The following is a 23295-nucleotide window of genomic DNA, read 5'->3' as shown; positions in this document are numbered from 1 at the left end:
GTGACATGGGGTCTGGCCACATCGCACGTGCCGTCGATCGGTGCGGCCATGGACCGCGGGAAGACCGAGGACCCCTACTGGAAGCCGCTGTTCGACGGATACACGCCGGCCAGGGAGTGGATGGCCCGGCATACGCCCGACATCGCGGTCATCGTCTACAACGACCACGCCAACGCCGTGGACCTGAGCGTCACGCCGACCTTCGCGCTCGGTACGGCGGAGTCGTACCGGGTGGCCGACGAGGGATGGGGCAGCCGCCCGGTGCCCGCGGTCACAGGCGCTCCCGAGTTCTCCGACCACCTCGTCAACAGCCTGATCGACGCCTCCTTCGACCTCACCGTCTATCAGGAACTCGACGTCGACCACGGCCTGACCGTTCCCCTGTCGGTGTACTGCCCCGATCCCGGCGAACGCTGGCCCTGCGCGGTGGTGCCCCTCCTGGTGAACGTCATCCAGTACCCGCAGCCGACCGCCGCACGGTGCCTGGCCCTCGGCCGCGCGCTCGGCGACGCGATCCGGTCCTTCCCCGAGGACCTCAAGGTCGCCGTCTTCGGTACGGGCGGCATGTCCCACCAACTCGCGGGCGCCCGCGCGGGACTGATCAACCAGGACTTCGACCGAATGTTCCTGGACGCGATCGAGCACGAGCCGGAGAAGCTGGCCGCGCTGACCCGCGAGGAGTACATCCGCGAGGCCGGCTCCGAGGGCATCGAACTCATCATGTGGCTGATCATGCGCGGTGCGTTGGGGCCACGGATCCGGCGCGTGCACGAGACCTACCACGTACCCGCGTCCAACACGGCGGCCGGCATGGTGCTGTTCGAGAACCTGGGCCGGTGATTCTCCGTCAGCCCTGACCCGCCGACGCCCGTGACGCGGGAGCGACAGGGCACCGGATCGACGCCTCGGGGCTTCGCCCGGCGCGATCGACATGACGCTCGATCCGCGGCTCGGAGCCCCGACCCGCGTGGCGACGACGGCCCCGTGGATGACGGGCGCGGCTCACGACGATCCGCGACCGCCCCCGAATCCATGGAGGCGATCTCGCGGTGCTTGCTGTGTACGCCCAGCCGCTCGGTGTCTCGCGACCGAACGGAGCCCGACGGCCCTGTCGCTCCTGGCACGGGTGTGCCGCGCGGCGAGGCCCGTCCCTGGACACCCTTCTCGCATCGGGGCGCGTCAGCCGGAGCGGTAGCGGAGGCCGTCGAGCAGGAGGTCGAGCATGCGGCCCGCGCGGTCGCGCAGCCCTTTGTCGCTGGTGATCAGCAGAACACCGCCGAGGCTGAAGCCGACGTCCAGGGGGTCCACGTCCGAGCGCAGAACTCCCACTTCGGCCCCGGCGTGCAGCAGGGTGCTGATGGCGGTGCTGATCCGGTCCAGACTCTCGGCGAACGGATCCTCGTCGCCGGAGGCGATGACGGCCTTGAGCGCGTCCGCCATGCCCTGCTTGGTGGCCAGGTAGTCGATGAACAGGTCCATCCACTGCCGCATGGCCTGGTCGGGCGGGAGCTGTGCGAGCAGTTCCGTGGCGCTGTCGCAGACCCGGGCGAGTTCGTTGCGGTAGGCGGCCTCGAGCAGGGCTTCGCGGGTGGGGAAGTGCCGGTAGAGCGTTCCGATGCCCACGCCGGCGTCCTTGGCGATGGCCTCGAGGGACGCGTCCGTGCCGACCTCGGAGAACGCGCGCCCCGCGGCTTCGAGCAGGCGCTCCCGGTTGCGTCTCGCGTCGGCACGCAGCCCGCGTGTGGTGGCGGTCACAGCTTTCCTTCCTTCTGGACAATCGGAGGGTCCTCCGCTTAAATTCCAAGCAACCGGAGGAACCTCCGCTTCGAGCGTAGCAGGGAGCATTGCGAGCATGGCCACAAGGACAGGCATCACCACTGCGTTCACCAGCCGGTCCACGGCTTCCGAGGTCATCGCGGGCATCGATCTCACGGGCCGCCGCACCGTCGTCACCGGGGCCGCGTCCGGCATCGGCGTGGAGACCGCCCGGGCGCTCGCCGGCGCCGGCGCGGAGGTCACGCTCGCCGTACGGGACACCGAGGCCGGCCACCGCACCGCCGAGGCCGTCCGAACCGCCACCGGCAACGAAAACGTACGGGTCGCCGCGCTGGAGCTGACCGATCCGGCATCCGTCCGCGCCTTCACGGCCGCGTGGCAGGGTCCACTGCACATCCTCGTCAACAACGCCGGGGTCATGGCGGCCCCCGAGAGCCGCACACCCCAGGGCTGGGACCTGCAGTTCGCCACCAACCACCTGGGGCACTTCGCCCTGACGACCCAACTGCACGGCCCGCTCGCCGAGGCCGGCGGCGCCCGCGTGGTCTCCGTGAGCTCCAGCGGGCACCTTTTCTCGCCCGTCGTCTTCGACGACCTCCACTTCACCGAGCGACCCTACGACCCGTGGCTGGCGTACGGGCAGTCCAAGACGGCCAACGTGCTGTTCGCGGTCGAGGCCGGCCGGCGATGGGCCGACGACGGGATCACGGCCAACGCGCTGATGCCCGGCGGGATCCAGACCAACCTGGGACGCCACATGGACGAAGCGCAGATGGGCCTGTTCATGACCCACCTGCAAGCCGTCCTCGGCGAGGGAACGCCCCTGCCCGAGATGGCTTTCAAATCGGTCGAACAGGGCGCTGCGACCTCCGTCCTGCTGGCCGCCTCACCCTTGCTCGACGGCATCAGCGGCCGGTACTTCGAGGACTGCAACGAGGCCCCACCGCACCAGCCGGGCACCGACACCGGGGTCGCCGAGTACGCCCTGGATCCGGAGGCGGCCGAGCGACTCTGGCAGGTCTCCGAGCAGCTCCTGGACTGACCTTCCGCCGCTCGCCGCCCACGGCGGAACTGCGCACCCCCGCAGCGCCCCGTTCCGCTTCAGGGCGACCTGCGACCAAGTACTTGAAATTTCAGTTGAAATACGAAACCTTTAGGGAGACGACCATGGCAGGCAGCATCCGCAAGCACTGGAAGCGCTGGCTCGTCGCCGGCGCAGCCACCATCGCCGTCCTGGCCACGGCAGGGCCCTACATCTACATCAACTACGTCCAGGACGAGCCACCGGCCGCCCTCTCGCTCGACAACGCGCCGGGCTCGGACTCGTCCGACAGCTCCTCCGGTGAGCAGACCGGACAGAAGGGCGTCGAGGGCGCCTGGCGGGTGGCGAGTGGTTCGCAGGCCGGCTACCGGGTCGACGAGGTCCTCTTCGGCCAGAACGTCACGGCGGTGGGCCGCACCGAGAAGGTCACCGGCGAGCTGAAGATCGAGGGCGACCGGGCCGTCAGCGGATCCTTCACCGTCGACCTGACCTCGGTGAAGAGCGACTCCGACCAGCGCGACGGCCAGTTCCGCGGCCAGGTCATGAACACCGAGCAGTACCCGGAGGCCACCTTCGAGCTCACCGCGCCCGTTGACTTCGGCTCGACGCCGGAGGTGGGCAAGCAGGTCAGCGCCAAGGCCACGGGCGAGCTGACCGTCCACGGTGAGACCAACTCCGTCTCCTTCGAGCTCGACGCCCAGCGCACCGCCGACGGCTTCCGGGTCAACGGCTCCATCCCGGTCACCTTCGCCGACTACGGCGTCGAGGCGCCCGACTTCGGCGGGATCGCGGTGGAGGACGAGGGAGTCATCGAGTTCCTCCTCACCTTCGACCGCGCCTGAACCCATACGGGGCCAGAGGGTCACACGAGTCCCCTCACTCGAGCCCGCGATCCCTCACCAGACACCCACGACGCGCTTCACCACCGTCCGCAACGCATCGGAGATCCCCCCATGTACAGGACCACCCGGTCGAACAGCACCACCCGGACGACCCGTAAGGCCATAGCCGCCCTCCTGGCCGCGGCGACCGTCGGAGTCGTGGCCGGCTTCGCACCTGCCGCCACCGCCTCCGCCCCGTCCCGCAGCGGACCGACCCTCGGCCTCGACGCCCCGCACACGAGCCCCGCCACGCAGGAGCGCAACAAGCGCGTCGCCGTCCACGTCCTCACCCAGCTCTTCGAGGAGGGCAACCTCTCGGTCGCCGACCGGTACATCAGCGAGGACTACATCCAGCACAACCCCGCCGCGCCCAACGGCCGGGAAGCGATCAAGAACTTCATCCGCGACTGGACCGCGCGCTTCCCGGACCACCAGTACAACGTGAAGCGGGTCCTCGCCCAGGGCAACCTGGTCCTGGTGCACTCCAACCCCGTCTACGAGCCCGGCACCCGTGGCACGGCCGTGGTCGACATCTTCCGCTTCGACCCCAAGAGCGGCATGATCGCCGAGCACTGGGACACGGTCCAGGACGTGCCGGCGACCACCGTCAACGGAAACGACATGTTCGGCACGGTCAGCAACCCGCACACGAACCAGCCCAGCGGCCCCCGCTGGAGCACATCCCTCAGCGAGAAGATCGCCACCAGCTACTTCGACACCCTCCTCGTCGAAAAGAACCCCGACGCCGTCAAGTACCTCGCACCGGAGTACTACCAGCACAACCCGACCATCCCCAACGGCTCGGCCGGCCTGCGTGAGCAGTTCACCGACTTCTTCCGCCAGTTCCCGAACCTGATCGTGGAACGCAAGCGTGTCATCGCCGACCGGGACTACGTCGCCATCCACGCCCACTACCGTCTCAGCCCCGAGGACCGTGGGCAGTCCGTCGTGGACATCTTCCGGGTCGAGAAGCAGAAGAACGGCAAGCTCAAGATCGTCGAGCACTGGGACGCCGTACAGGACGTCCCGGCCGCCTCCGCCAACGACAACACGATGTTCTGACCCCTCCGGTCATCGCGGCCCTGTGGCCCGTCACCCGCCCGGTGACGGGCACCCGTTCTCGACAGCGGACATACGTCCGATCGCGGCCATGCCCTTAAAGCTCGGCATGCAGCCACCCAAGGGCTTGTTTACGAGTCAATCATGCGTCACTGTGTCCGCTGTACGGACAATCGTCCGCGCAGGGTCGAGCCCGGAACGAATCGAGGAGCATTCCATGGCCTTCGTGACGGAGGACAACCTCAGCGACCTGGCGGTGAAGCGGTGGGCCACCTCTCACTCGCCCCGGCTCGCCGAGCTGATGACAGGGCTGGTGCGGCACCTTCACGCGTACGCCCGCGAGGTCCGGCTGACGGAGGAGGAGTGGGCGGCGGCCGTCGAGTGGCTCACGGCGACCGGCCGGATCAGTGACGACAAACGCCAGGAGTTCATCCTCGCCTCCGACGTCCTCGGTCTGAGCACGCTCGTCGTCCAGCTGAACCACCGCTTCTCGGCGAAGGCCACCCCGGCGACGGTGCTCGGTCCCTTTCACATCGACGGCTCTCCGACGGCCGGCTTCGGAGCCGACATGTCGGACAGCGTCCCGGGCACGCCGCTGTTCATCACGGGTCGGGTCCTCGACCTCGACGGCACGCCGCTGCCCGACGTCGTCCTGGACGTATGGCAGGCCGACGCCGACGGCGCCTACGAGGCGCAGTTGCCGGAGATCGACGAGGCCCGGCTGCGCGCGCAGTACCGGACGCGACCGGACGGCACGTACTGCGTGCGCACCATCGCACCACGCGGCTACGCGATCCCGATGGACGGTCCGGTCGGTGACCTGATCGGCAGGACCGACATCAGTCACTTCCGTCCCGCGCACATCCACTTCCTGATCGACCACCCCGGCCACGAGAAGCTCATCACCCACCTGTTCCGGCAGGGCTCCGAATTCCTCGACACCGATGTCGTGTTCGGCACCAAGGACGAGCTGATCGTGCGCTTCGCCGAGGAACCGGCCGGCTCCTCCCCCGACGGCGGCACCATCGACGAGCCGTACCTGCGCGCCGAGTTCGATTTCGTGCTGCAGCCCCGGACGACGAGCGAGCCGCAGCCGTGAATCTCGGGCTGCTCCTGCTGCGACTGCTGCTCGCCGCGCTGCTGTTCGGCCACGGCACCCAGAAACTGTTCGGTTGGTTCGGCGGCGCGGGGCGCGCCGGGACCGCCGCCGTCTTCGAGAAGTGGGGCTTCGTACCCGGCCACCGGATGGTGCTGGTCGCCGGCCTTGCCGAACTCGCCGGGGCGGCCTCGGTCGCGGCCGGTCTGCTGACGCCCGGCGGCTGCGCGGTGATCGTCGGCACCATGGCGGTCGCGGCCGCGGCGACCGCGCCGAACGGCTTCTGGGCCCAGAAGGGCGGCTGCGAGGTCCCCTTCTGGTACGGCGCGGTGGCCGCCGTCCTCGCTCTCACCGGCCCCGGAGCCTGGTCACTCGACCACTTGCTCGGGCTGACCGAACTCAACGGCCCAGCCTGGGGATCCGCCGCGCCTGCCCTCGGCCTGGCCACCGCGGCGGTACCCCTGACCGCCCGATCCCGGGTACTGCGGGCCCGGACCACGAACTCCACAACGAGGTGACCGCATGACGATCGAACAACCACGCAGAGAAGACTTCGCCGCCGGACGCCCCGTCCTGTTCCGCGACGCGACCGTTCTGTCCATGGACCCCGCGATCGGCCTGCTCGACGGCGGCGACGTACTGGTCCGCGGCGAACGGATCGAACAGGTCGGAAGAGGCCTCCAGGCACCGGACGACGCCGTGGTGGTGGACTGCGCCGGCGGCATCCTCATGCCCGGCATGGTCGACACGCACCGGCACATGTGGCAGACCGCACTGCGCGGCCTCGGGGCGGACTGGACCCTCTCGCAGTACTTCGTCTTCTACTACCTCAACTGGGGCAAGATCTTCCGCCCCGAGGACATCCACGCCGGCAACCTGCTGTCCGGCATCGAGGCGCTCGACGCAGGTGTGACCACCACCGTCGACTGGTCGCACGGCCTGCAGACATCCGAGCACGCGGACGCGGCCGTCGAATCGCTGCGCTCCGTCCCGGGCCGGTTCGTGCTGGCCTACGGCAACCTGCTCGGCGCCCCCTGGGAGTGGACCCGCTCGAAGGAGTTCCGGTCCTTCGTCGACCGCCACTTCTCCTCGCGGGACGACATGCTCGGTCTGCAACTCGCCTTCGACGTCACCGGTGACGAGGCCTTCCCCGAACAGGCGGCCTTCGAGGCGGCCCGTGAGCTCGGCCTGCCGGTCACCACCCACGCCGGAGTCTGGGGCGCGACCGACGACAACGGCATCCGACTCATGTGGGACCACGGGTTCATGACGCCCGACGTGACCTACGTGCACTCGGCGACGCTCAGCGAGGACTCCTACCAGCGGATCGCCGCCTCCGGCGGCACGGTGTCGGTCTCGGCGGAGAGCGAGCACAACGCGGGCCAGGGCTACCCTCCCACCTGGCGCCTGCGGCGCCACGGCATCCCCGTGTCGCTGTCGATGGACACCAGCGTCTGGTTCAGCGGCGACCTGTTCTCCGCCATGCGCGCCACCCTCTCGGCCGACCGCACGCGCGAGCACATGGAGGCCCACGCGGCCGGAGAGACAGTGGTGCACCACCGGCTGCGGGCGCGGGACGTCGTGGAATGGGCCACGATCGGCGGCGCCGGCGTACTCGGACTCGCCGACAGCATCGGCTCGTTGACCCCGGGCAAGAAGGCGGACCTCGTCCTGCTCAAGAACGACAGAAGCGCGGCGATGTACCCGATCCTTCACCCCTACGGCCACGTGGTGTACCAGGCCACCCGCGCCGACGTGCACACCGTGCTCGTCAACGGAACCGTGGTGAAGTACGCCCACGAGCTGATCGGCGTGGACCTGGACCGGGCGCGCACCGCCGTCGCCGCGACCGTCGAGTACGCGCGCACCACCATGGGCGAGGACGCCTGGCGGGAGGCCGTCGAGCCGGAGATCCCGACCGACGAAATGATCTCCAACCCGTACACCTACAGCGAGTACCGCGGCGAAGGCGTCGCAGTGCAGCACGAGGAGGCGTAGGCCATGGACGGCGGTTCATCCGGGCCGCGCGGACCGCTGGACGGGCTGCTGGTGGCGGACTTCTCCCGCATCCTGGCGGGGCCGTACGCGACCATGCTGCTGGCCGACCTCGGGGCCGACGTGGTGAAGGTCGAAGGGCCGAGCGGAGACGACACCCGCACCTGGACGCCCCCGGCGCGCGACGGTGTCTCGACGTACTACCTGGGCGTCAACCGCGGCAAGCGCTCCATCGCGCTCGACTTCCGTGACGACACCGACGCACGTCTGGCCCGGGAACTGGCCCGGCGCGCGGATGTCGTGATCGAGAACTTCAAACCGGGTGGGCTCGCCAGGTACGGCCTGGACCACCCCTCGGTGAGCAGCGTGAACCCGGGCGTGGTCTACGCCTCGATCAGCGGCTTCGGCGCCGGACCCGGCCGGAAGGTCCCCGGGTACGACCTGATGGTGCAGGCGATCTCCGGGTTGATGAGTCTCACCGGTGATCCCGACGGGCCGCCGTACCGGGCGGGCATCTCGGTCTTCGACGTGATGGCGGGCAACCACGCCGCCATCGGCATCCTCGCCGCGCTGCGCCACCGCGACGCGACCGGCCAGGGCCAGCACGTCGAGGTGAACCTCCTGTCCTCGGCGCTGACGGGGCTGGTCAACCACAGCTCCTCCTACGTCGCCGGCGGCACCGTCCCCTACCGGATGGGCAACGCGCACCCCAGCGTCTTTCCCTACGAACCGCTGCCGACGGCCGACCAGGACCTGATCGTCACCGCGGCCAACGACGGACAGTTCCGCAGACTGTGCGAGGTGCTCGGCGCCCCCGAGATCGCCGACGATCCGCGCTTCAGGCACAACGCCGACCGCACCGAGCGCCGCGAGGAGCTGCGGCCTCTCCTGGCCGAGCGGTTCGGGACGAGGACGGCTCTGGAGTGGTTCGACCTGCTCGTCGACGCGGGCGTCCCCTGCGGGCCGATCAACACCATCGACGGCGGGTTCGCCATGGCGGAACGCTTCGGGCTCGACCCGGTCGTCGAGGTGGGCGAAGGGCATCGGGCCGTACCCACGACACGGCACCCGATCCGCTTCTCGCAGACCCCGGCGGCCTACCGGCTGCCCCCTCCCGAGCTGGACGAGCACGGGGCCGAGTTGCGCAAGTGGCTGGACGACTCCACGGAAGAAGACGATGGCCGACAAGCCTGACTACCCGACCGCCCTCGGGGCGTCCTCCCTGCACAGCATCACCCTGCTCGGGAAGGACCTCGCCGCGGAGGTGATGGGCGAGGTGGGCTTCGGCGAGCTGGCGTTCTGGCTCGCGACGCAGCGCCGGCCCACCCCGGGGGAAACACGGGTGTTCGAGTCCGTGCTGGCCGCCCTCGCCGATCACGGTTTCACCCCGACAGCGATCACGACCCGGCTGACGTACCTGTCGGCGCCCGACTCGGTCCAGGGTGCCCTCGCCGCCGGGCTGCTGGGCGGCGGCTCGCACTTCCTCGGCGTGACCGAGGACTGCGGCAGGTTCCTCCACGACGCCCTGTCGACGGCCGGGGGCGGCCCCCCGACCGACGAGGCGGGCTGGGACGAGCTGGCCCTCGCCACCGTGCGCTCCGCGCGGGAGGAGGGGAGGATGATCCCCGGGCTCGGGCACCACGTACACAAAGAGGGCGACCCCCGCACCCCTCGGCTGTTCCACATCGCCAGGGAGGAGGGGCTGTTCGGCCCGCACCTGTCGCTCTTCGCGGCCGTTGGCCGGGTCCACCTCCAAGTGCTGGGCAGAACACTTCCGTTGAACGGCGCAGGCGTCTGCGGCGCCGCGCTCGCCGACCTCGGCCTGCCACTGGAACTGTTGCGCGCCTTCGCGCTCCTCGCCCGCACGGCGGGACTCATCGGCCAGCTCGCGGAGGAGATCCGGACACCCCTGGCGAACGAGATCTTCCTGTCGGTGGACCGCAACAACCGGCCCGTCCCGGCACAGCCCTACGACGCCCCGCGCCCCCCGGGACACGCCTGACCGTGGCCGCCGCCGGCGTAGAGGGAGGTGCTGTCGGGGCTGAGGGCGAGGGAGTCGATGGGCTCGCCCGGGGAGGGGAGGGGTCCGCCGAGGGGCTGCTGGGTGGTGGTGTCCCAGAGCTGGATGGTGCCGGCGTCACCGCCGACAGCGAGGGTGTGGCCGTCGGGGCTCAGGGCGAGGGCGCTCACCGCCTCCGGGGCATCGCCGAGCGGGGCCGGGAGGACGTTGCGCAGAACAGCGGCGCGGCGACGCAGGTCTCCGTCCCACAGGGCGACCCGGCCAGTGCGGTCGCCCGCCGCCGGGCGGCTCCCGTCGGGACTGAACGCCAGCGTGCTGAGCCCCCGTGGCGACAGCACGTCAGAGGGCGCGTGAGGTCCCAGTGACAGTCGACGGTGCCGTGCGGCCACTGCCTCAGGACTGGTGGGACGGCGGGAGACGCTGTGCGAGAGCGGCCGCGAATTCCTCCGCCCTCGCCGGCTGGGTGCGCAGGTCCGCCACTCGCCGCTGGGCGGCCTGCTCGAAGCCGCGGATCCGGTCGAGCAGTGCCACGTGCTCGTCGGGCGGCAGCTGCGCGCCCGAGTCGATGCGGTCCGTCGCCTCCGGCAGGGCCCGCATCTCGTCGAGAGCGAAGCCGAGGGGCTTCATACGGCGGATGACCATCAGACGGGCGACGTCGGACTCGGTGTAGAGGCGGAAACCGCCCCGGGAGCGGGCGGAGGGGATCAGGAGACCCGTCTCCTCGTAGTGCCGGATGGTGCGCAGCGACAGCTCGGTCCGTGCGGGCGACCCCGGCAAGGTCGTCATCGACCTGTCCGCCGCCCACATCTGGGACGCCTCCTCCGTGGCCGCGCTGGACGCCGTCGAGACCAAGTACGCCCAGCGCGGGAAGACCGTCGAGATCAAGGGCCTCAACGAGCCGAGCGCCCGCATCCACCGGACGCTCAGCGGAGAACTCACCGGGAGCCGTTGACCCCCCGCGCCCCGCGCCCGCACGACGAGGCCGGTGGGATCGGGAGGCTTCGGCCGCCCCGCTGTCCGGGTGGGCGGGTCATGTGCGGTTATGCGACGGCGAGGAGGATGGCCGTGTAGTGCGCGGCGAAGGCGGCGATGGTCAGGGCGTGGAAGACCTCGTGGAAGCCGAACCACGAGGGTGACGGGTCGGGGCGCTTGAGTCCGTAGACGACGGCGCCCGCGGTGTAGAGCAGGCCGCCGGCGATGACGAGCACGACGACGGCTGCTCCGCCGGTGCGCGCGAAGTCGGGGAGATTGAAGACGGCGACCCAGCCCAGCGCGATGTAGCACGGGGTGTACAGCCACCGGGGAGCCCCGATCCACAGGATGCGGAAGGCGACCCCGGCCAGCGCGCCCGCCCACATCACGGTCAGCAGCAACCGCTGCCGGTCTGCGGGCAGCAGCACCACCGCGAGCGGCGTGTAGGTGCCGGCGATGATGAGGAAGATGTTCGCGTGGTCCAGCCGCCGCAGCACCGCCCCACCGCGCGGGCCCCACGTCCCACGGTGGTAGACCGCGCTGGTGCCGAACAGCAGGCACGCCGACACCGCGTACACCGCGCAGGCCGCCACCGCCGCCGCCGAGCGTGACACGGCGAGCAGGACGATCCCGCCGGCCAGCGCGACGGGGAACACGCCGGCGTGCAGCCAGCCGCGCAGCCGCGGCTTCAGCGCCGCCGCCGCCCGCTCCATGCCGCCTTCGAGGCCGGTGGCGGTCGTCGGCCGCCGGGTCGTGGCGGAAGTGTCGTCGTGTGGCGCGACGCGCGAGGCGTCAAACGGACTGCCGGGCCCGCGCTGCGGCTCTCGGTCCCGGGACGGCGGCTCGGTTTCTTCGGCGATCATGCGCCCATCCTCTCGAACTGTCGGAAGCGTGCGGTCCAGCGGGGGGCCGCCCGGAGTCCAGCGAGGGTCCGGCGGGGGTCGAGGACCGTCGGCCCGATACCGGCAGCCGGCAGCCGGATCGGCCCTGGGCGTGGGCGGGGTGGTCGTCGTCGACGGTGGTGGTCCGGTGCGTTCGGTGGGTCAGGCCCGGAGGTAGGCGAGGACGGCCAGGACCCTGCGGTGCGTGGTGTCCGTCGGAGGCAGGTCCAGCTTGGCGAGGATGTTGCCGATGTGCTTGCCGATCGCCGCCTCGGAGACCACCAGCTCCTCGGCGATCGCGCCGTTGGACCTGCCTTCGGCGATCAGTGCCAGCACCTCGCGTTCGCGCGGGGTGAGCTGCTCCAGCGGATCGCGGCGGCGGCGCAGCAACTGGCGCACCACCTCGGGGTCGACGACCGTGCCGCCGTCCGCCACCTTGCGCAGTGCCTCCACGAACTCCCCGACCTGGCCGACCCGGTCCTTGAGCAGATAGCCGACGCCTGTTCCGTCGCCGGAGTCCAGGAGTTCGGCGGCGTACGTCCGTTGCACGTACTGGCTGAGGACCAGGACGGGGAGTGCGGGGCGCCTCTCCCGCAGCCGTACCGCCGCGTGCAGTCCCTCGTCCTGGAAACCGGGCGGCATCCGTACGTCCGTCACCACGATGTCGGGGGCGTGCTCCTCGACCGCGGCGATCAGCGCCCGCGCGTTCCCGACGGCCGCCACCACCTCGTGGCCGCAGCGGTCGAGCAGGCCGACGAGCCCTTCGCGCAGCAGCACGCTGTCTTCGGCCAGCACTACGCGAAGCGGTCGGCCGCCTTCGTCACCTCGCAAGGAAACTCCACACGCAACAGGGTCGGTCCACCTGGCGGACTGGTCAGGGCAAGTCTGCCATCCAGGACCGAGACCCGGTCGGCGAGGCCGGTGAGGCCGCTGCCCGCCGAGGGGTCCGCGCCGCCGCGGCCGTCGTCGCGCACTTCGAGGAACAGGCGTCCGTCGTGATGACCGCCGCTCACCCGCGCGCGGCCGGCGCCACTGTGTCTGTCGACGTTGGCCAGCGCCTCGCAGACCACGAAGTAGGCGGCGGACTCGACCGCCCGGGTGGGCCGTCCCGGCAGTGCGAGGTCGACGTCGACGGGGACCACGCAGCGGTCGGCGGCATCGCTGACCGCGGCGGGCAGGCCGTAGTCCGTGAGGACCTGGGGGTGGATGCCGTGGATGAGCTCGCGCAGTTCCGCGAGTGCTTTGCCGGCCTCCTCGTGGGCCCGGGTGAGCTGGTCGGCGAGCGGGCCGGGCGGGGCGTCCAGGCGCGCCAGCCCGAGGGTCATCGTCAGCGCCACGAGGCGTTGTTGGGCTCCGTCGTGCAGATCGCGCTCGATACGGCGCCGCTCGGCCTCGAAGGCGTCGACCAACCGGACACGGGAGCGGGCCAGTTCGACCACCGTGGCGCCGAGTTCGCCCTCGCGTGAGGCGATCAGCAGCCGGGCCAGCGCGGCGCGGGCGCCCGCCGTGACGCCGAGCAGATAGGCGCACAGGCCCGTCAGGAGCAGGCCCAGGACGGCGACGCCGAAAGCGGTCGGCCAGGTGGTGACCGTCCACTGCTTGAGCACCTTCGTCTCGTGGCCGTCGCCGACCGTGGCCATCAGCAGCGGAGCGGCGACCATGGACAGGGGGAAGAGCAGCGCGACCGTGACGGCGAGGGCGTCGACCGGCCACAGCAGCCCGGCGAACAGCAGCGTGTACCCGAGCTCCCGCCAGGTCGTCTGTTCGCGCAGCCGGGTGGTCAGCCAGGGCCGCAGTCCCGGCGCGGACGGCGTCCGGTGCCGGCCGGACAGCGGGTCGCGGTCGACCAGGCGCGCCCTGTACCGCTCCACCCGGGCCACCGGGATCCCGCCGAGGGCGAGCAGCACGAGCAGCGGCAGCCCCACCAGGACGAGGGCGAGCGCCCCGCAGACCACGGCCGCGGTCACGATCCCCACCAGGGTGACGACGCCGGTCAGCGCGCCGGTGAGCAGATACGCGGCGGAGCGCCAGGGCCAGGCCGACAGCAGAAAGCCCGGCCGGGACATGGCCTGCCACACGTTCCGAGGGTGCATGTGCATGACCGTAGATGGCCCCGTCGGTCCGGCGCCATCGGTCCAGGATCCGTATCGGGGGTATGCCTGGCCCTACCCCAGGTCTCGTTCCTGCCTCACTGCGCCGTCAGGGGCTTGGGCGGTTTCGTGGAGGCACCGACGAAGCGAGGAGCAGGAACTGATGGGGGAACACATGAGCGACGACGCGATCCGGTTGGGTTCGGTGACCCGGCGGTACGGCTCGGGCGGCACGTCCGTCCTTGCCCTGGACCAGGTGTCCCTGGCCTTCCCGAAGGGGACGTTCACCGCCGTGATGGGCCCCTCCGGGTCCGGGAAGTCGACCCTGTTGCAGTGCGCCGCGGGCCTGGACCGGCCCACCTCGGGCTCGGTCACCGTGGGCGGCACGGAGCTGACCGGCCTGAGCGAGAGGGAGTTGACCCTGCTGCGCCGCCGGCGCGTCGGCTTCGTGTTCCAGACGTTCAACCTGCTGTCCTCGCTGACCGCGGAGCAGAACGTGTCCCTGCCGCTGCGGCTGGCCGGCCGCCGCCCGAAGAAGGCGCAGGTGCGTGAGGTGCTCGCCCAGGTCGGGCTCGGCGACCGGGCGCGGCACCGGCCGACACAGATGTCCGGCGGCCAGCAGCAGCGGGTCGCCCTGGCCCGCGCCCTGATCACCCGCCCCGACGTGCTGTTCGGCGACGAGCCGACCGGCGCGCTCGACTCGCGGACCAGCCGTGAGGTGCTGACGCTGCTGCGCGGCATGGTCGACCGGGACGGCCGGACGATCGTCATGGTCACCCACGACCCCGTCGCCGCCTCCTACGCCGACCGCGTCGTGCTCCTCGTCGACGGCCGGGTCGACGGCGAGCTGCTCGGCGCCGGTGCGGACGCCATCGCGGCGCGCCTGTCCGGGCTGGAGGCGGCGCCGTGCTGACCACCACGCTGTGCACCCTGCGCACCCGATGGGTCACCTTCGTCGGCAGCTTCGTCGCGCTCTGTACGGGCGTGGCGCTGATCGCGGTGATGGGGCTGGCCCTGGCGTCGTCACTGGACGCACCCGGGCGCGGGCCGGAGCGGTTCGCCGCCGCGCCGGTCGTCGTCAAAGGGCAGGACACGCTGCGGGTGCGGACCTCGATCGGTGACCGCACCCACAAGCTCGCACAGCCGCGTGCGGTGCCCGCCGACGCGGTCGCGAGACTGCGGGACCTCGGCGCCGTCGTGCAGGACCGGTCGTTCGCCGTACGGGCGGCGAGCGGCCCCGCCGACCTGGTGGGCCATCCCTGGTCCACCGCGGCCTTCGCGCCGTACCGGCTCGGCGCGGGACGCGCGCCCGGGGCCGCGGACGAGGTCGTCGTCAGCGGCCACTGGGCCCGGCCGGGCGCCCGCGTGCGGACCGACGGCGGTGTCGTGCGCGTCGTCGGGACCGTGCGCGTCGTCGGCGCCCCGGCCGGGCCGGGCTTCGAGAACGCCGTGTTCTACACCGACGCCCGCGCAGCCGAGCTGTCGCCGCGCAGCGTCCAGCTCGTGGTGGACGCCGATCCGGCGGCCGTGCGCGAGGCGGTGCGCGGCGACGAGCGCGTCCAGGTCCTCACCGGGGACGCGCGCCGGTACGCCGACGCCGACCCCGACCGCGACCGCGCGGCCCTCACCGCGATGAACGCCTTGTTCGGCACGGCCGGCGGCGTCAGCGGGTTCGTGTCGGTGTTCGTGGTGGCCTCGACGTTCGCGTTCGCGGTGGCCCAGCGGCGCCGCGAGTTCGGGTTGCTCCGCACCGCCGGGGCGACCCCGGGACAGATCCGCCGCATGGTCGCCGGCGAGGCGCTCGCGGTCGGCGTCCTCGCCTCGGCCGCCGGTTGCGTGATCGGTTCCACCGCGGCTCCGGGGCTCGCCGCGTGGGCGGTGGACGAGAGTCTCGCGCCCCGCTGGTTCACCGTCGGCGGCCACGTCTGGCCCTACCACTTGGCGTTCTGGACGGGGCTTTCGGTGGCCCTGGGCGGTGTGCTGGCCGCGTCCTGGCGGGCGGGCCGCACCGGTCCCGCCGAGGCGCTGCGCGAGGCGTCCGTGGACGCCCGGCCGATGACCCGGGGCCGCATGCTGTTCGGCGCGGCTCTGCTGATCACCGCCGCGGTGACGCTCGCCCATTCCCTGGTGACGAACCCGGGCGAGCTGCTGCAGCGCAAGACCTATGTGAGCCGGCCCATGCTGCTGATCACCGCGGTCGCCCTGCTCGCGCCGCTGCTGGTGCGGCCGTCTGTGCGGCTGATCGCCTGGCTGCCGGCCCGGCTGCCGGGCGCCGCCGGGATGCTGGTGCGGGAGAACGCCGCCGCCGGGGTGCGCCGCACCGCCGCGGTCGCGGCGCCGGTGCTGGTCACGGTCGCGCTGGCGGGCTCGCTGCTGGGCGCCGCCGCGACCCTCGACGCGGCGAAGGCCACCGAGGTGCGCGAGCGGACGGCCGCCGACTTCGTGGTCACCTCTGCGGGCGACGCCGGTTTCGACGAGGCTACGGTGCGGCGGCTGCGGGGCGTGTCCGGCACCGACGTCTCGGCGAGTTCGCCGAGCGCGGTGTACGTCCTGGAGGACGGCGTGGCGCTCATCAGGTCCGAGGCCAGGGCCGTCGAGCCGCAGACGTTCGCGGCGACGGCCCGTCTTCCGCTCGCCGCCGGGACGGTGAGCGCTCTCGACGACGACTCGATCATCGTCAACGAGGAGTGGGAGAAGCACACCGTGGGCGAGCGGGTGGACGTGTGGCTCGGCGACGGCACGCGGAAGTCCCTGCGGATCGCCGCGGTCATGACCGTCGGCACCGGCGACAACGGCGTCTACGTCACCCCGCGCAACGCCGCCGCGCCCGTCGACCGGGTCGACGTACGCCTCGCGGAGGGCGCCGACGCGGACGCCGTGGCCGCCGGACTGCGTCGGGCGGTGCGGGCGTCGGACGGGGAGGTGGCGACCAGGGACGCCTGGGTGCGCGCGATGTACCCGGAGACCGACCGGACGACCCGGGCGGGCTTCTTCCTGGTCCTCGGGATCGCCCTGCTCTACACCGGCATCTCGCTGGCCGGCACGATGGTCATGGCGACCTCCGACCGGTCCCGCGAACTGGCTGTGCTGCGGCTGGCCGGCGCGACCAGGTGGCAGGTGCTGCGGCTGGTGGGGGCCGAGGCGCTGACGGTGGTCGTGGTCGGCGGGGCGCTCGGAGCACTGGTCGCCGGTCTCAACCTGGCGGGCATGTGGGGCGCGTTGGGCCTGCGCTCGGTGTGGACGTCCGTCGAGCTGCCGTGGGCGACGCTCGCGGCGGTCCTGGCCGCCTGCGCGGTGCTCGCCGTGGTCTCGGCGGTCGTCCCGGCCGGCCTCGCCCTGCGCCGCGGGGCGATGGAGCCGGCGGGCACACCGGAGTAGCCCTTCCGCCCGGCGGGGCGACGAGGGCGAGGGGACGGCGGGGAGACCGGCCGTGAGGGGGCCGGCCCCGCGTCCGAGGCCGGCCTGTGGCATCGTCCGCCCTCGCCGCCCGCGCTCCTCGTCCGCGACGATCAGGAGGGCGGCGTGATGCCGAGTCGCTCCGCGAGTTCGCCGGCGCCGATGCCGTACGTCTCCCGGATCCGTAGGCCGTCGGGGCCGACGTCGAAGACGCCGTGGTCGGTGTAGACGCGGCTGACGCAGCCGACGCCGGTGAGGGGATAGGTGCACTGCGCCACGAGCTTGGGTTCGCCGGAGCGGGTGAAGAGCGTCATCATCACGTAGACGTCCTTGGCGCCGATGGCGAGGTCCATGGCGCCGCCGACCGCGGGGATGTCGTCCGGCTTGCCGGTGGTCCAGTTGGCGAGGTCGCCGGTGAAGGCGACCTGGTAGGCGCCGAGGACGCAGACGTCCAGGTGCCCGCCGCGCATCATGGCGAAGGAGTCGGCGTGGTGGAAGTACGCGGCCCCCGGCAGCTCCGTCACCGGGACCTTGCCCGCGTTGGTCAGGTCGGGGTCGACCGCGTCGCCCTCGGCCTTCGGGCCCATGTTGAGCATGCCGTTCTCGGTGTGCAGCACCACCCCGGAGCCGGCCGGCAGATGGTCGGCGATCTTGGTGGGCTGGCCGATGCCGAGATTGACGAACGCGCCGGCCGGGATGTCCCGGGCGATGACGGCGGCCAGTTCGTCCATGGAGAGACGATGATCGATAGGCGTGGTGGTCATCGTGCCCCCTGGACGGTGTAGCGACGGGCCGCCACCTGGACGACCCGGTCGACGTAGATGGACGGGGTGACGACGGCCTCCGGGTCGAGCGTCCCGGGTGCGACGATGTCGTCGACCTGGACGACGGTCGTCGTCGCGGCGGTGGCCATGACCGGTCCGAAGTTGCGGGCGGTCTTGCGGTAGACGAGGTTGCCCAGCGTGTCCGCGCGGTGCGCGCCGATCAGCGCGTAGTCGCCCTTGATGGGGTATTCCAGCAGGTACGTACGGCCGTCGATCTCCCGGACCTCCTTGCCCTCGGCGAGCGGTGTGCCGACCGCGGTCGGGCAGTAGAACGCGCCGATGCCGGCCCCGGCCGCACGCATCCGCTCGGCGAGGTTGCCCTGCGGCACGACCTCCAGCTCGATCTTTCCCGCCCGGTAGAGGCCGTCGAAGACCCAGGAGTCGGCCTGGCGCGGGAAGGAGCAGAGCACCTTGCGCACCCGGCCGGCGGCCAGCAGCGCGGCCAGCCCGACGTCGCCGTTGCCGGCGTTGTTGGACACGATCGTGAGGTCCTTCGCGCCCTGCCGGATGAGCGCGTCGATCAGGTCGAACGGCATCCCGGCCAGGCCGAAGCCGCCGACGAGGACCGTGGAGCCGTCCTCGATCCCGGCGACCGCGGCGTCGGTGCTGTCGACGATGTCCGCGCGGCTCACCGGGTCGCCCCCGTGAGGTCGCAGTTCTCGAGGACGACGGCCAGGCCCTGGCCGACCCCGATGCAGATCGCGGCGACGCCGTAGCGCTGCCGGGTCTCGCGCAGCACCTTGGCCAGTGTGCCGAGGACGCGGCCGCCCGAGGCGCCCAGCGGGTGGCCGATCGCGATGGCGCCGCCCTTCTGGTTGACGAGGTCCGGGTCGACCTTCCACGCGTCGAGGCAGGCGAGCGACTGCACGGCGAAGGCTTCGTTGAGTTCGACCGCGCCCACCTGGTCCCAGCCGATCCCGGCCCGGGCCAGCGCCCGGTTCGCGGCCTCGACCGGGGCGTAGCCGAAGGCCTGTGGCTCCAGCGCGCTCACGCCGCGGCCGGCGATGCGGGCGATCGGGTCGGCCCCGATCACGGCCGCGGCCTTCTCGCTGCCCAGCAGCACCGCGGAGGCGCCGTCGTTGAGCGGGCTGGCGTTGCCCGCCGTGATGGCGCCGCCCTGCTCCGGTGTCCGGAAGACCGGCTTCAGCCCCGCCAGCACCTCCGGCGTGGAGCCGGCCCGGATGCTCTCGTCGCGGGTCAGGCCGACGCCTTCGACGGGCGTCACCAGGTCGTCGTAGAAGCCCGACTCCCATGCCCGGTGGGCGAGTCGGTGGGAGCGGGCGGCGAACTCGTCCTGCCGTTCGCGGGAGATGTCGAAGCGCTCCCGGAGCTGCTCGTTCGCCTCGCCGAGGCTGACCGTCCACTCCTTCGGCATCCGCGGGTTGACGAGCCGCCAGCCGAGTGTGGTCGACACCGCGGTGACGTCGCCGGCCGGGAACGGCTTCGCCGACTTGGGCAGCACCCACGGCGCCCGGGTCATCGACTCGACGCCGCCGGTCAGCACCACCTCGGCGTCGCCGGTCTCGATCATCCGGCCGGCCGCCATCGCCGCGTCGAGGCTCGAGCCGCACAGCCGGTTGACGGTGGTGCCGGGCACGCTCACCGGAAGCCCGGCGAGCAGCGCCGCCATACGGCCGACGTTGCGGTTCTCCTCGCCGGCGCCGTTGGCGTTGCCCCACACCACGTCGTCGATCGCGGCGGGGTCGAGGCCCGGCACCCGGGCGAGCGTCGAGGTGATCGCGGCGGCGGCGAGGTCGTCGGGCCGGACCCCGGCCAGCGCGCCGTTGAAGCGGCCGAACGGCGTCCGGGTCGCGGCGTACAGGAAAGCACTCATGACGGTGACGCTAATCCCGGCCCGCGATATTCTGAAGTACGCATATCCGAGCTGATTGATATGGATGAGATATGGATCTGCGACATCTGCGGTACTTCGTGGCCGTGGCCGAGGAGCGTCACTTCGGTCGTGCCGCCGAGCGGCTGCACATGGCGCAGCCGCCGCTCTCCACGCAGATCCGGCAGCTCGAGGCCGAGCTCGGCGTGGAGCTGCTGCACCGCACGACCCGCCGCGTCGACCTCACCGAGGCCGGCCGGGCCTATCTCGGGCGGGCGCGCGCGATCCTCGCCGGCGTCGACGAGGCGGCGCAGCACGCACGGCTCGTCGCGGCCGGCGCGGTGGGCCACCTCGCGATCGGGTGCGTGGGATCGGCGACGTACAGCGTGCTGCCCGCCCTCTCGCGGCGGCTCACGAAGGAGCTTCCCGGCGTCGACCTCTCCTTCCGCGGCGAGATGCTCGCGCCCGACCAGGTCGAGGCGCTGCGCACCGGAGCGATCGACGTCGCGCTGCTGCGTCCCGTGGCGGCCGGCCTCTCCCTCACCGTGCACACCCTGCGCCGGGACCGGCTGGTCGTCGCCGTACCGGTCGACCACCGGCTCGCCCGCCGGAAGCGGCTGCGCGCCGCGGACCTCGCCGGCGCCGATCTGATCGTGCACTCCGCCGACCGCCGGTCCGTGATGTACGACGTCGTCCTGGGCCTCCTGCGCGAGGCCGGCGTCGAGCCGCACATCCGCCACGAGGTCGGCGAGACCTCGACGCTGGTCACCCTGGTGGCCGGCGGTCTCGGCCTCGCGGTCGTGCCCGAACCCGTGACGGCCCTCGCGCTCGACGGCGTCACCTACCTGCCGCTGGCCGGGCCGGACGCCCGCGTGGAACTGGCCGTCGCCCACCGCGCGGACCGCTCCGAACCGCATCTGGCCCGCACCGTGGGAATCATCCGGGCGATGTTCCGGTGACTCCGGTTCACGTCGAGACCTCTTTGGCCGATGCCGTCGGTGGATTGTTAGCGCCCACATTCTGCTCCGGCATAACAGAAATGAAGGTCAAGGAATGGCATGACCTTTGTTTCCATACTCTTGACTGTTCAGCAGTGTTGACCCGATGTTCACACCGGCGTAAAAAGACGGAGTCACGGGACCGGTCGATCACCGCCGACCGCATGAGAACCGTCCAGGCACACCCCTGGACCAACTCCGACACAGAGCCGCCGACGAACCGTTCACACCCTCGCCCCCCACAGCTCGGATGAGTGGTGACATCCGGCTTTCTCGATTGTTAGCGCTCACAATTTTCGTTCGCCGGCTGGCCGTCCCGCGCTGCCCGCGCCCTTCGGCACCGGGCCAGTGAAGAACGCACGACGGAAGAGGTTCACAGTGATAGCCAGACACCTGAAAGGGCTTCGCCTGAGGGTGGTGGGCGCAGTCCTCGCACTGCTCGCCGGCCTCCTGGCCGGGGTCATCAGCACCGCGGGCACGGCCGAGGCCGCCTCGTCCCTGCCGTGCGACATCTACGCGTCCGCGGGCACTCCCTGCGCCGCCGCCCACAGCACCACACGGGCGCTCTACGCCGCCTACAACGGCTCTCTCTACCAGGTCAAGCGCGCCTCGGACTCCGCCACCGCCGACATCGGCCTCCTCAGCGCCGGCGGCTACGCCAACGCGGCGGCGCAGGACTCCTTCTGCTCGGGCACGACCTGCGTCATCACCAAGATCTACGACCAGAGCGCGAACCACAACGACCTGACCATCGAGGGGCCGGGCGGCAACGGCGGGCAGGACGTGGGCGCGATCGCCAACGCGCTGCCGGTCACCGTCGGCGGTCACGCCGCGTACGGCGTCTTCGTGTCCGCCGGCGTCGGCTACCGCGACAACAGCACCACGGGCATCGCCACCGGCAGCTCCCCCGAGGGCGCCTACATGGTGACCAGCGGCCACCACGTGAACAACCGCTGCTGCTTCGACTACGGCAACGCCGAGACGTCCGGCAACGACACCGGCAACGGCCACATGGACGCGATCAACTTCGGCACGGAGTGCTGGTTCTCCTGTGCGGGCGCCGGATCGGGCCCCTGGGTCGAGGCCGACCTGGAGAACGGGCTGTTCTTCGGAGGGAACGGCGCCAACTCGGCCAACACCGGAAACTCCAGCGAATACGTCACCGCCATGGAGAAGAACAACGGCAAGACGACCTACGCCATCAAGGGCGGCAACGCGCAATCGGGCTCACTGACGACCTGGTACGACGGGGCACTGCCCAACCTCGGCGGATACACCCCCATGCACCTGGAGGGCTCCATCGTCCTCGGCACCGGCGGTGACAACAGCAACGGGTCGGACGGCTCCTTCTTCGAAGGCGTCATGACCTCCGGCTACCCGACCAACGCCGCCGACAACGCGGTGCAGGCCAACATCACCTCCGTCGGCTACACCACCCCGGCCGTCACCTTCCCCGTCGCCGGCACCGCCTACCGGCTGACCAACCCCGGCTCCGGCAAGGTCCTGGACGCGGTCAACTGCGGCACCGGCAACGGGACGGCGGTCGACCTCTGGTCCTCGCTCGGCAACGCCTGCCAGCAGTGGAAGTTCGCCGCCGCGGGCAACGGCCACTACACCATCACCAACGTCAACAGCGGCACGGTCCTGGACGACAAGAACTGCGCGCAGTCCAACGGGACGGCCGTCCAGCTGTGGGCCTCGCTCGGCAACCGCTGCCAGCAGTGGGACGTCACGAGGGTCGGCACCCACTACACGATCTCCAACGTCAACACCGGCATGACGCTGGACGTCACGAACTGCGGAACGGCCAACGGCACCGCGGTCCGCCAGTGGCAGCAGCTCGACAACGTCTGCCAGCAGTGGGACATCGCCCCCTGACCCGACTCACCGGTCACCGACGGCCCGCCGGACTCCCCACCGGCGGGCCGTCGCGCTCCGATCACCCCCACGACATGCCCACCCGTACGCAAGAGTGGATAATTTACGTATATCGGGTGGGCGTGAGCGGCGTCCCCGCTGACCGCGAAAGGGCGGATCGGACCATGTCGAAGAAACCACGTTCGTCCGAACCACCGCACGGAGAGGGTCCCAGCCGTCACCGGGGCGGCGAGCACCACGGCTGGTCGCCCGACGTGGACGAGACGCGCCAACAGGACAACCCGAGCGCCCGTCGCTCGTTCCACCCGGGTGAGCACGCCGGGAAGCGGGGCCGCGGCCGGACGAAATCCGCGGAGGAGACGAAGTCCGTGCCGGGTGAAACGGTCGAGAGTCCCGGCGCGAGCGGCGAGGAGTACGGCGACGCGCAGGAGAAGGGCAGGCGGGACACCGGACGCAGGGGCCGCTCCCAGCGACCCAGCGGCACGAAGGACGCCTCCTCCAGAAGCGGCGTGGACCCGCAGGACCCGCCGTCCGGGCCCCGAGCGGGCTGAACCCC

Annotated in this window: 23 protein-coding genes and 1 pseudogene; 15 read left to right on the top strand and 9 right to left on the bottom strand. The window is 71.5% G+C overall.

What is annotated here, in order from left to right:
- Positions 1-840, top strand: coding sequence for a class III extradiol dioxygenase subunit beta (locus QA802_RS37910; RefSeq protein ID WP_334535141.1), 840 nt, complete (start codon positions 1-3; stop codon positions 838-840).
- Between the two features lie 339 nt (positions 841-1179).
- Here QA802_RS37910 and QA802_RS37905 read toward each other — a convergent pair whose 3' ends face one another.
- Positions 1180-1755 carry a TetR/AcrR family transcriptional regulator gene (locus tag QA802_RS37905; RefSeq protein ID WP_334532699.1) on the bottom strand — a complete coding sequence of 192 codons (576 nt, stop codon included), beginning with the start codon at positions 1753-1755 and terminating at the stop codon, positions 1180-1182.
- Positions 1756-1852: 97 nt separating this feature from the next.
- Here QA802_RS37905 and QA802_RS37900 point away from each other — a divergent pair, with 97 nt between their 5' ends.
- The 8 genes from QA802_RS37900 (at position 1853) to QA802_RS37865 (ending at position 9851) form a co-directional block, all read left to right on the top strand.
- Positions 1853-2818 carry an SDR family NAD(P)-dependent oxidoreductase gene (locus QA802_RS37900; protein ID WP_334532696.1) on the top strand — a complete coding sequence of 322 codons (966 nt, stop codon included), beginning with the start codon at positions 1853-1855 and terminating at the stop codon, positions 2816-2818.
- Between the two features lie 125 nt (positions 2819-2943).
- Complete coding sequence (locus QA802_RS37895) at positions 2944-3660, top strand: YceI family protein (protein WP_334532693.1); 717 nt, start codon at positions 2944-2946, stop codon at positions 3658-3660.
- Positions 3661-3771: 111 nt separating this feature from the next.
- Entirely contained in the window at positions 3772-4761 is a 990-nt protein-coding gene (locus tag QA802_RS37890; RefSeq protein WP_334532690.1) for a nuclear transport factor 2 family protein, read from the top strand.
- Positions 4762-4975: 214 nt separating this feature from the next.
- Entirely contained in the window at positions 4976-5857 is an 882-nt protein-coding gene (locus tag QA802_RS37885) for a dioxygenase family protein (protein WP_334532687.1), read from the top strand.
- Positions 5854-6372 carry a DoxX family protein gene (locus QA802_RS37880; RefSeq protein ID WP_334532682.1) on the top strand — a complete coding sequence of 173 codons (519 nt, stop codon included), beginning with the start codon at positions 5854-5856 and terminating at the stop codon, positions 6370-6372. Before QA802_RS37885 ends, QA802_RS37880 begins: the two co-directional genes overlap by 4 nt.
- A gap of 4 nt (positions 6373-6376) precedes the next feature.
- Positions 6377-7852: an amidohydrolase family protein gene (locus QA802_RS37875; RefSeq protein WP_334532679.1), complete on the top strand. Its 1476-nt coding sequence runs from the start codon at positions 6377-6379 to the stop codon at positions 7850-7852.
- Between the two features lie 3 nt (positions 7853-7855).
- Positions 7856-9043, top strand: coding sequence for a CaiB/BaiF CoA transferase family protein (locus QA802_RS37870; RefSeq protein WP_334532676.1), 1188 nt, complete (start codon positions 7856-7858; stop codon positions 9041-9043).
- Entirely contained in the window at positions 9027-9851 is an 825-nt protein-coding gene (locus QA802_RS37865; RefSeq protein WP_319169111.1) for a citryl-CoA lyase, read from the top strand. Before QA802_RS37870 ends, QA802_RS37865 begins: the two co-directional genes overlap by 17 nt.
- Here QA802_RS37865 and QA802_RS37860 read toward each other — a convergent pair.
- Positions 9818-10207 (bottom strand): WD40 repeat domain-containing protein, encoded by a 390-nt coding sequence (locus QA802_RS37860; protein ID WP_443042234.1) that lies wholly within the window; start codon positions 10205-10207, stop codon positions 9818-9820. The two genes, QA802_RS37865 and QA802_RS37860, sit on opposite strands and share 34 nt — an antisense overlap.
- 55 nt (positions 10208-10262) lie before the next feature.
- A complete protein-coding gene (locus QA802_RS37855; protein WP_334532672.1) occupies positions 10263-10655 on the bottom strand; it encodes a MerR family transcriptional regulator in 393 nt (130 codons plus the stop codon).
- On the opposite strand from QA802_RS37855, the pseudogene QA802_RS37850 reads away from it, so the two are divergent.
- Positions 10630-10821: pseudogene (locus tag QA802_RS37850) on the top strand (STAS domain-containing protein); the annotation flags it as partial. The gene QA802_RS37855 and the pseudogene QA802_RS37850 sit on opposite strands and share 26 nt — an antisense overlap.
- 88 nt (positions 10822-10909) lie before the next feature.
- On the opposite strand, the gene trhA reads toward QA802_RS37850, so the two are convergent.
- The 3 genes from trhA to QA802_RS37835 all read right to left on the bottom strand — a co-directional run bounded on the left by trhA (position 10910) and on the right by QA802_RS37835 (position 13788).
- On the bottom strand, positions 10910-11704 hold the full coding sequence (trhA, locus tag QA802_RS37845; RefSeq protein ID WP_334532669.1) for a PAQR family membrane homeostasis protein TrhA: 795 nt from the start codon (positions 11702-11704) through the stop codon (positions 10910-10912).
- A gap of 180 nt (positions 11705-11884) precedes the next feature.
- Entirely contained in the window at positions 11885-12517 is a 633-nt protein-coding gene (locus QA802_RS37840; protein ID WP_334532666.1) for a response regulator, read from the bottom strand.
- Entirely contained in the window at positions 12517-13788 is a 1272-nt protein-coding gene (locus QA802_RS37835; protein ID WP_334535139.1) for a sensor histidine kinase, read from the bottom strand. Before QA802_RS37835 ends, QA802_RS37840 begins: the two co-directional genes overlap by 1 nt.
- Before the next feature lie 187 nt (positions 13789-13975).
- Between QA802_RS37835 and QA802_RS37830 the strand changes: the two genes are divergently transcribed.
- Both QA802_RS37830 and QA802_RS37825 read left to right on the top strand, forming a co-directional pair.
- Positions 13976-14725, top strand: coding sequence for an ABC transporter ATP-binding protein (locus tag QA802_RS37830; RefSeq protein ID WP_334532663.1), 750 nt, complete (start codon positions 13976-13978; stop codon positions 14723-14725).
- Positions 14719-17190, top strand: a complete 2472-nt coding sequence (locus QA802_RS37825) for an FtsX-like permease family protein (RefSeq protein ID WP_334532660.1) — start codon at positions 14719-14721, stop codon at positions 17188-17190. The genes QA802_RS37830 and QA802_RS37825 overlap by 7 nt, the downstream gene beginning before the upstream one ends.
- A 131-nt stretch (positions 17191-17321) precedes the next feature.
- Here the strand turns inward: QA802_RS37825 and QA802_RS37820 are convergent, their stop codons facing one another.
- The 3 genes from QA802_RS37820 to QA802_RS37810 are packed head-to-tail and all read right to left on the bottom strand — an operon-like array spanning position 17322 to position 19866.
- Complete coding sequence (locus QA802_RS37820) at positions 17322-17972, bottom strand: 3-oxoacid CoA-transferase subunit B (RefSeq protein ID WP_334532657.1); 651 nt, start codon at positions 17970-17972, stop codon at positions 17322-17324.
- Positions 17969-18664 carry a 3-oxoacid CoA-transferase subunit A gene (locus tag QA802_RS37815; RefSeq protein WP_334532654.1) on the bottom strand — a complete coding sequence of 232 codons (696 nt, stop codon included), beginning with the start codon at positions 18662-18664 and terminating at the stop codon, positions 17969-17971. The genes QA802_RS37820 and QA802_RS37815 overlap by 4 nt, the downstream gene beginning before the upstream one ends.
- Positions 18661-19866 (bottom strand): thiolase family protein, encoded by a 1206-nt coding sequence (locus QA802_RS37810; protein ID WP_334532651.1) that lies wholly within the window; start codon positions 19864-19866, stop codon positions 18661-18663. Before QA802_RS37810 ends, QA802_RS37815 begins: the two co-directional genes overlap by 4 nt.
- A 71-nt stretch (positions 19867-19937) precedes the next feature.
- On the opposite strand from QA802_RS37810, the gene QA802_RS37805 reads away from it, so the two are divergent.
- From QA802_RS37805 to QA802_RS37795, 3 genes are all read left to right on the top strand, one after another.
- Positions 19938-20822, top strand: a complete 885-nt coding sequence (locus tag QA802_RS37805; RefSeq protein WP_334532648.1) for a LysR family transcriptional regulator — start codon at positions 19938-19940, stop codon at positions 20820-20822.
- 417 nt (positions 20823-21239) lie between these two features.
- Positions 21240-22739: an arabinofuranosidase catalytic domain-containing protein gene (locus QA802_RS37800; protein ID WP_443042233.1), complete on the top strand. Its 1500-nt coding sequence runs from the start codon at positions 21240-21242 to the stop codon at positions 22737-22739.
- A gap of 164 nt (positions 22740-22903) precedes the next feature.
- Positions 22904-23290 (top strand): hypothetical protein, encoded by a 387-nt coding sequence (locus QA802_RS37795; RefSeq protein WP_334532642.1) that lies wholly within the window; start codon positions 22904-22906, stop codon positions 23288-23290.
- The last annotated feature ends 5 nt before the right edge of the window (positions 23291-23295 follow it).

Source organism: Streptomyces sp. B21-105 (genome assembly GCF_036898465.1).
In the GTDB taxonomy this organism is placed as follows: domain Bacteria; phylum Actinomycetota; class Actinomycetes; order Streptomycetales; family Streptomycetaceae; genus Streptomyces.
The sequence above is the reverse complement of the archived record's forward strand: the minus strand, read 5'-3'. Positions and strand labels throughout refer to the sequence as shown.

Coding starts and splice junctions, on each gene's coding strand:
- QA802_RS37835 (WP_334535139.1), bottom strand. CDS start 13,788: ATGTCCCGGCCGGGCTTTCTGCTGTCGGCCTGGCCCTGGCGCTCCGCC.
- QA802_RS37820 (WP_334532657.1), bottom strand. CDS start 17,972: ATGACCACCACGCCTATCGATCATCGTCTCTCCATGGACGAACTGGCC.
- QA802_RS37870 (WP_334532676.1), top strand. CDS start 7,856: ATGGACGGCGGTTCATCCGGGCCGCGCGGACCGCTGGACGGGCTGCTG.
- QA802_RS37810 (WP_334532651.1), bottom strand. CDS start 19,866: ATGAGTGCTTTCCTGTACGCCGCGACCCGGACGCCGTTCGGCCGCTTC.
- QA802_RS37890 (WP_334532690.1), top strand. CDS start 3,772: ATGTACAGGACCACCCGGTCGAACAGCACCACCCGGACGACCCGTAAG.
- QA802_RS37855 (WP_334532672.1), bottom strand. CDS start 10,655: ATGACGACCTTGCCGGGGTCGCCCGCACGGACCGAGCTGTCGCTGCGC.
- QA802_RS37830 (WP_334532663.1), top strand. CDS start 13,976: ATGGGGGAACACATGAGCGACGACGCGATCCGGTTGGGTTCGGTGACC.
- QA802_RS37795 (WP_334532642.1), top strand. CDS start 22,904: ATGTCGAAGAAACCACGTTCGTCCGAACCACCGCACGGAGAGGGTCCC.
- QA802_RS37895 (WP_334532693.1), top strand. CDS start 2,944: ATGGCAGGCAGCATCCGCAAGCACTGGAAGCGCTGGCTCGTCGCCGGC.
- QA802_RS37875 (WP_334532679.1), top strand. CDS start 6,377: ATGACGATCGAACAACCACGCAGAGAAGACTTCGCCGCCGGACGCCCC.
- QA802_RS37900 (WP_334532696.1), top strand. CDS start 1,853: ATGGCCACAAGGACAGGCATCACCACTGCGTTCACCAGCCGGTCCACG.
- QA802_RS37885 (WP_334532687.1), top strand. CDS start 4,976: ATGGCCTTCGTGACGGAGGACAACCTCAGCGACCTGGCGGTGAAGCGG.
- QA802_RS37865 (WP_319169111.1), top strand. CDS start 9,027: ATGGCCGACAAGCCTGACTACCCGACCGCCCTCGGGGCGTCCTCCCTG.
- trhA (WP_334532669.1), bottom strand. CDS start 11,704: ATGATCGCCGAAGAAACCGAGCCGCCGTCCCGGGACCGAGAGCCGCAG.
- QA802_RS37805 (WP_334532648.1), top strand. CDS start 19,938: ATGGATCTGCGACATCTGCGGTACTTCGTGGCCGTGGCCGAGGAGCGT.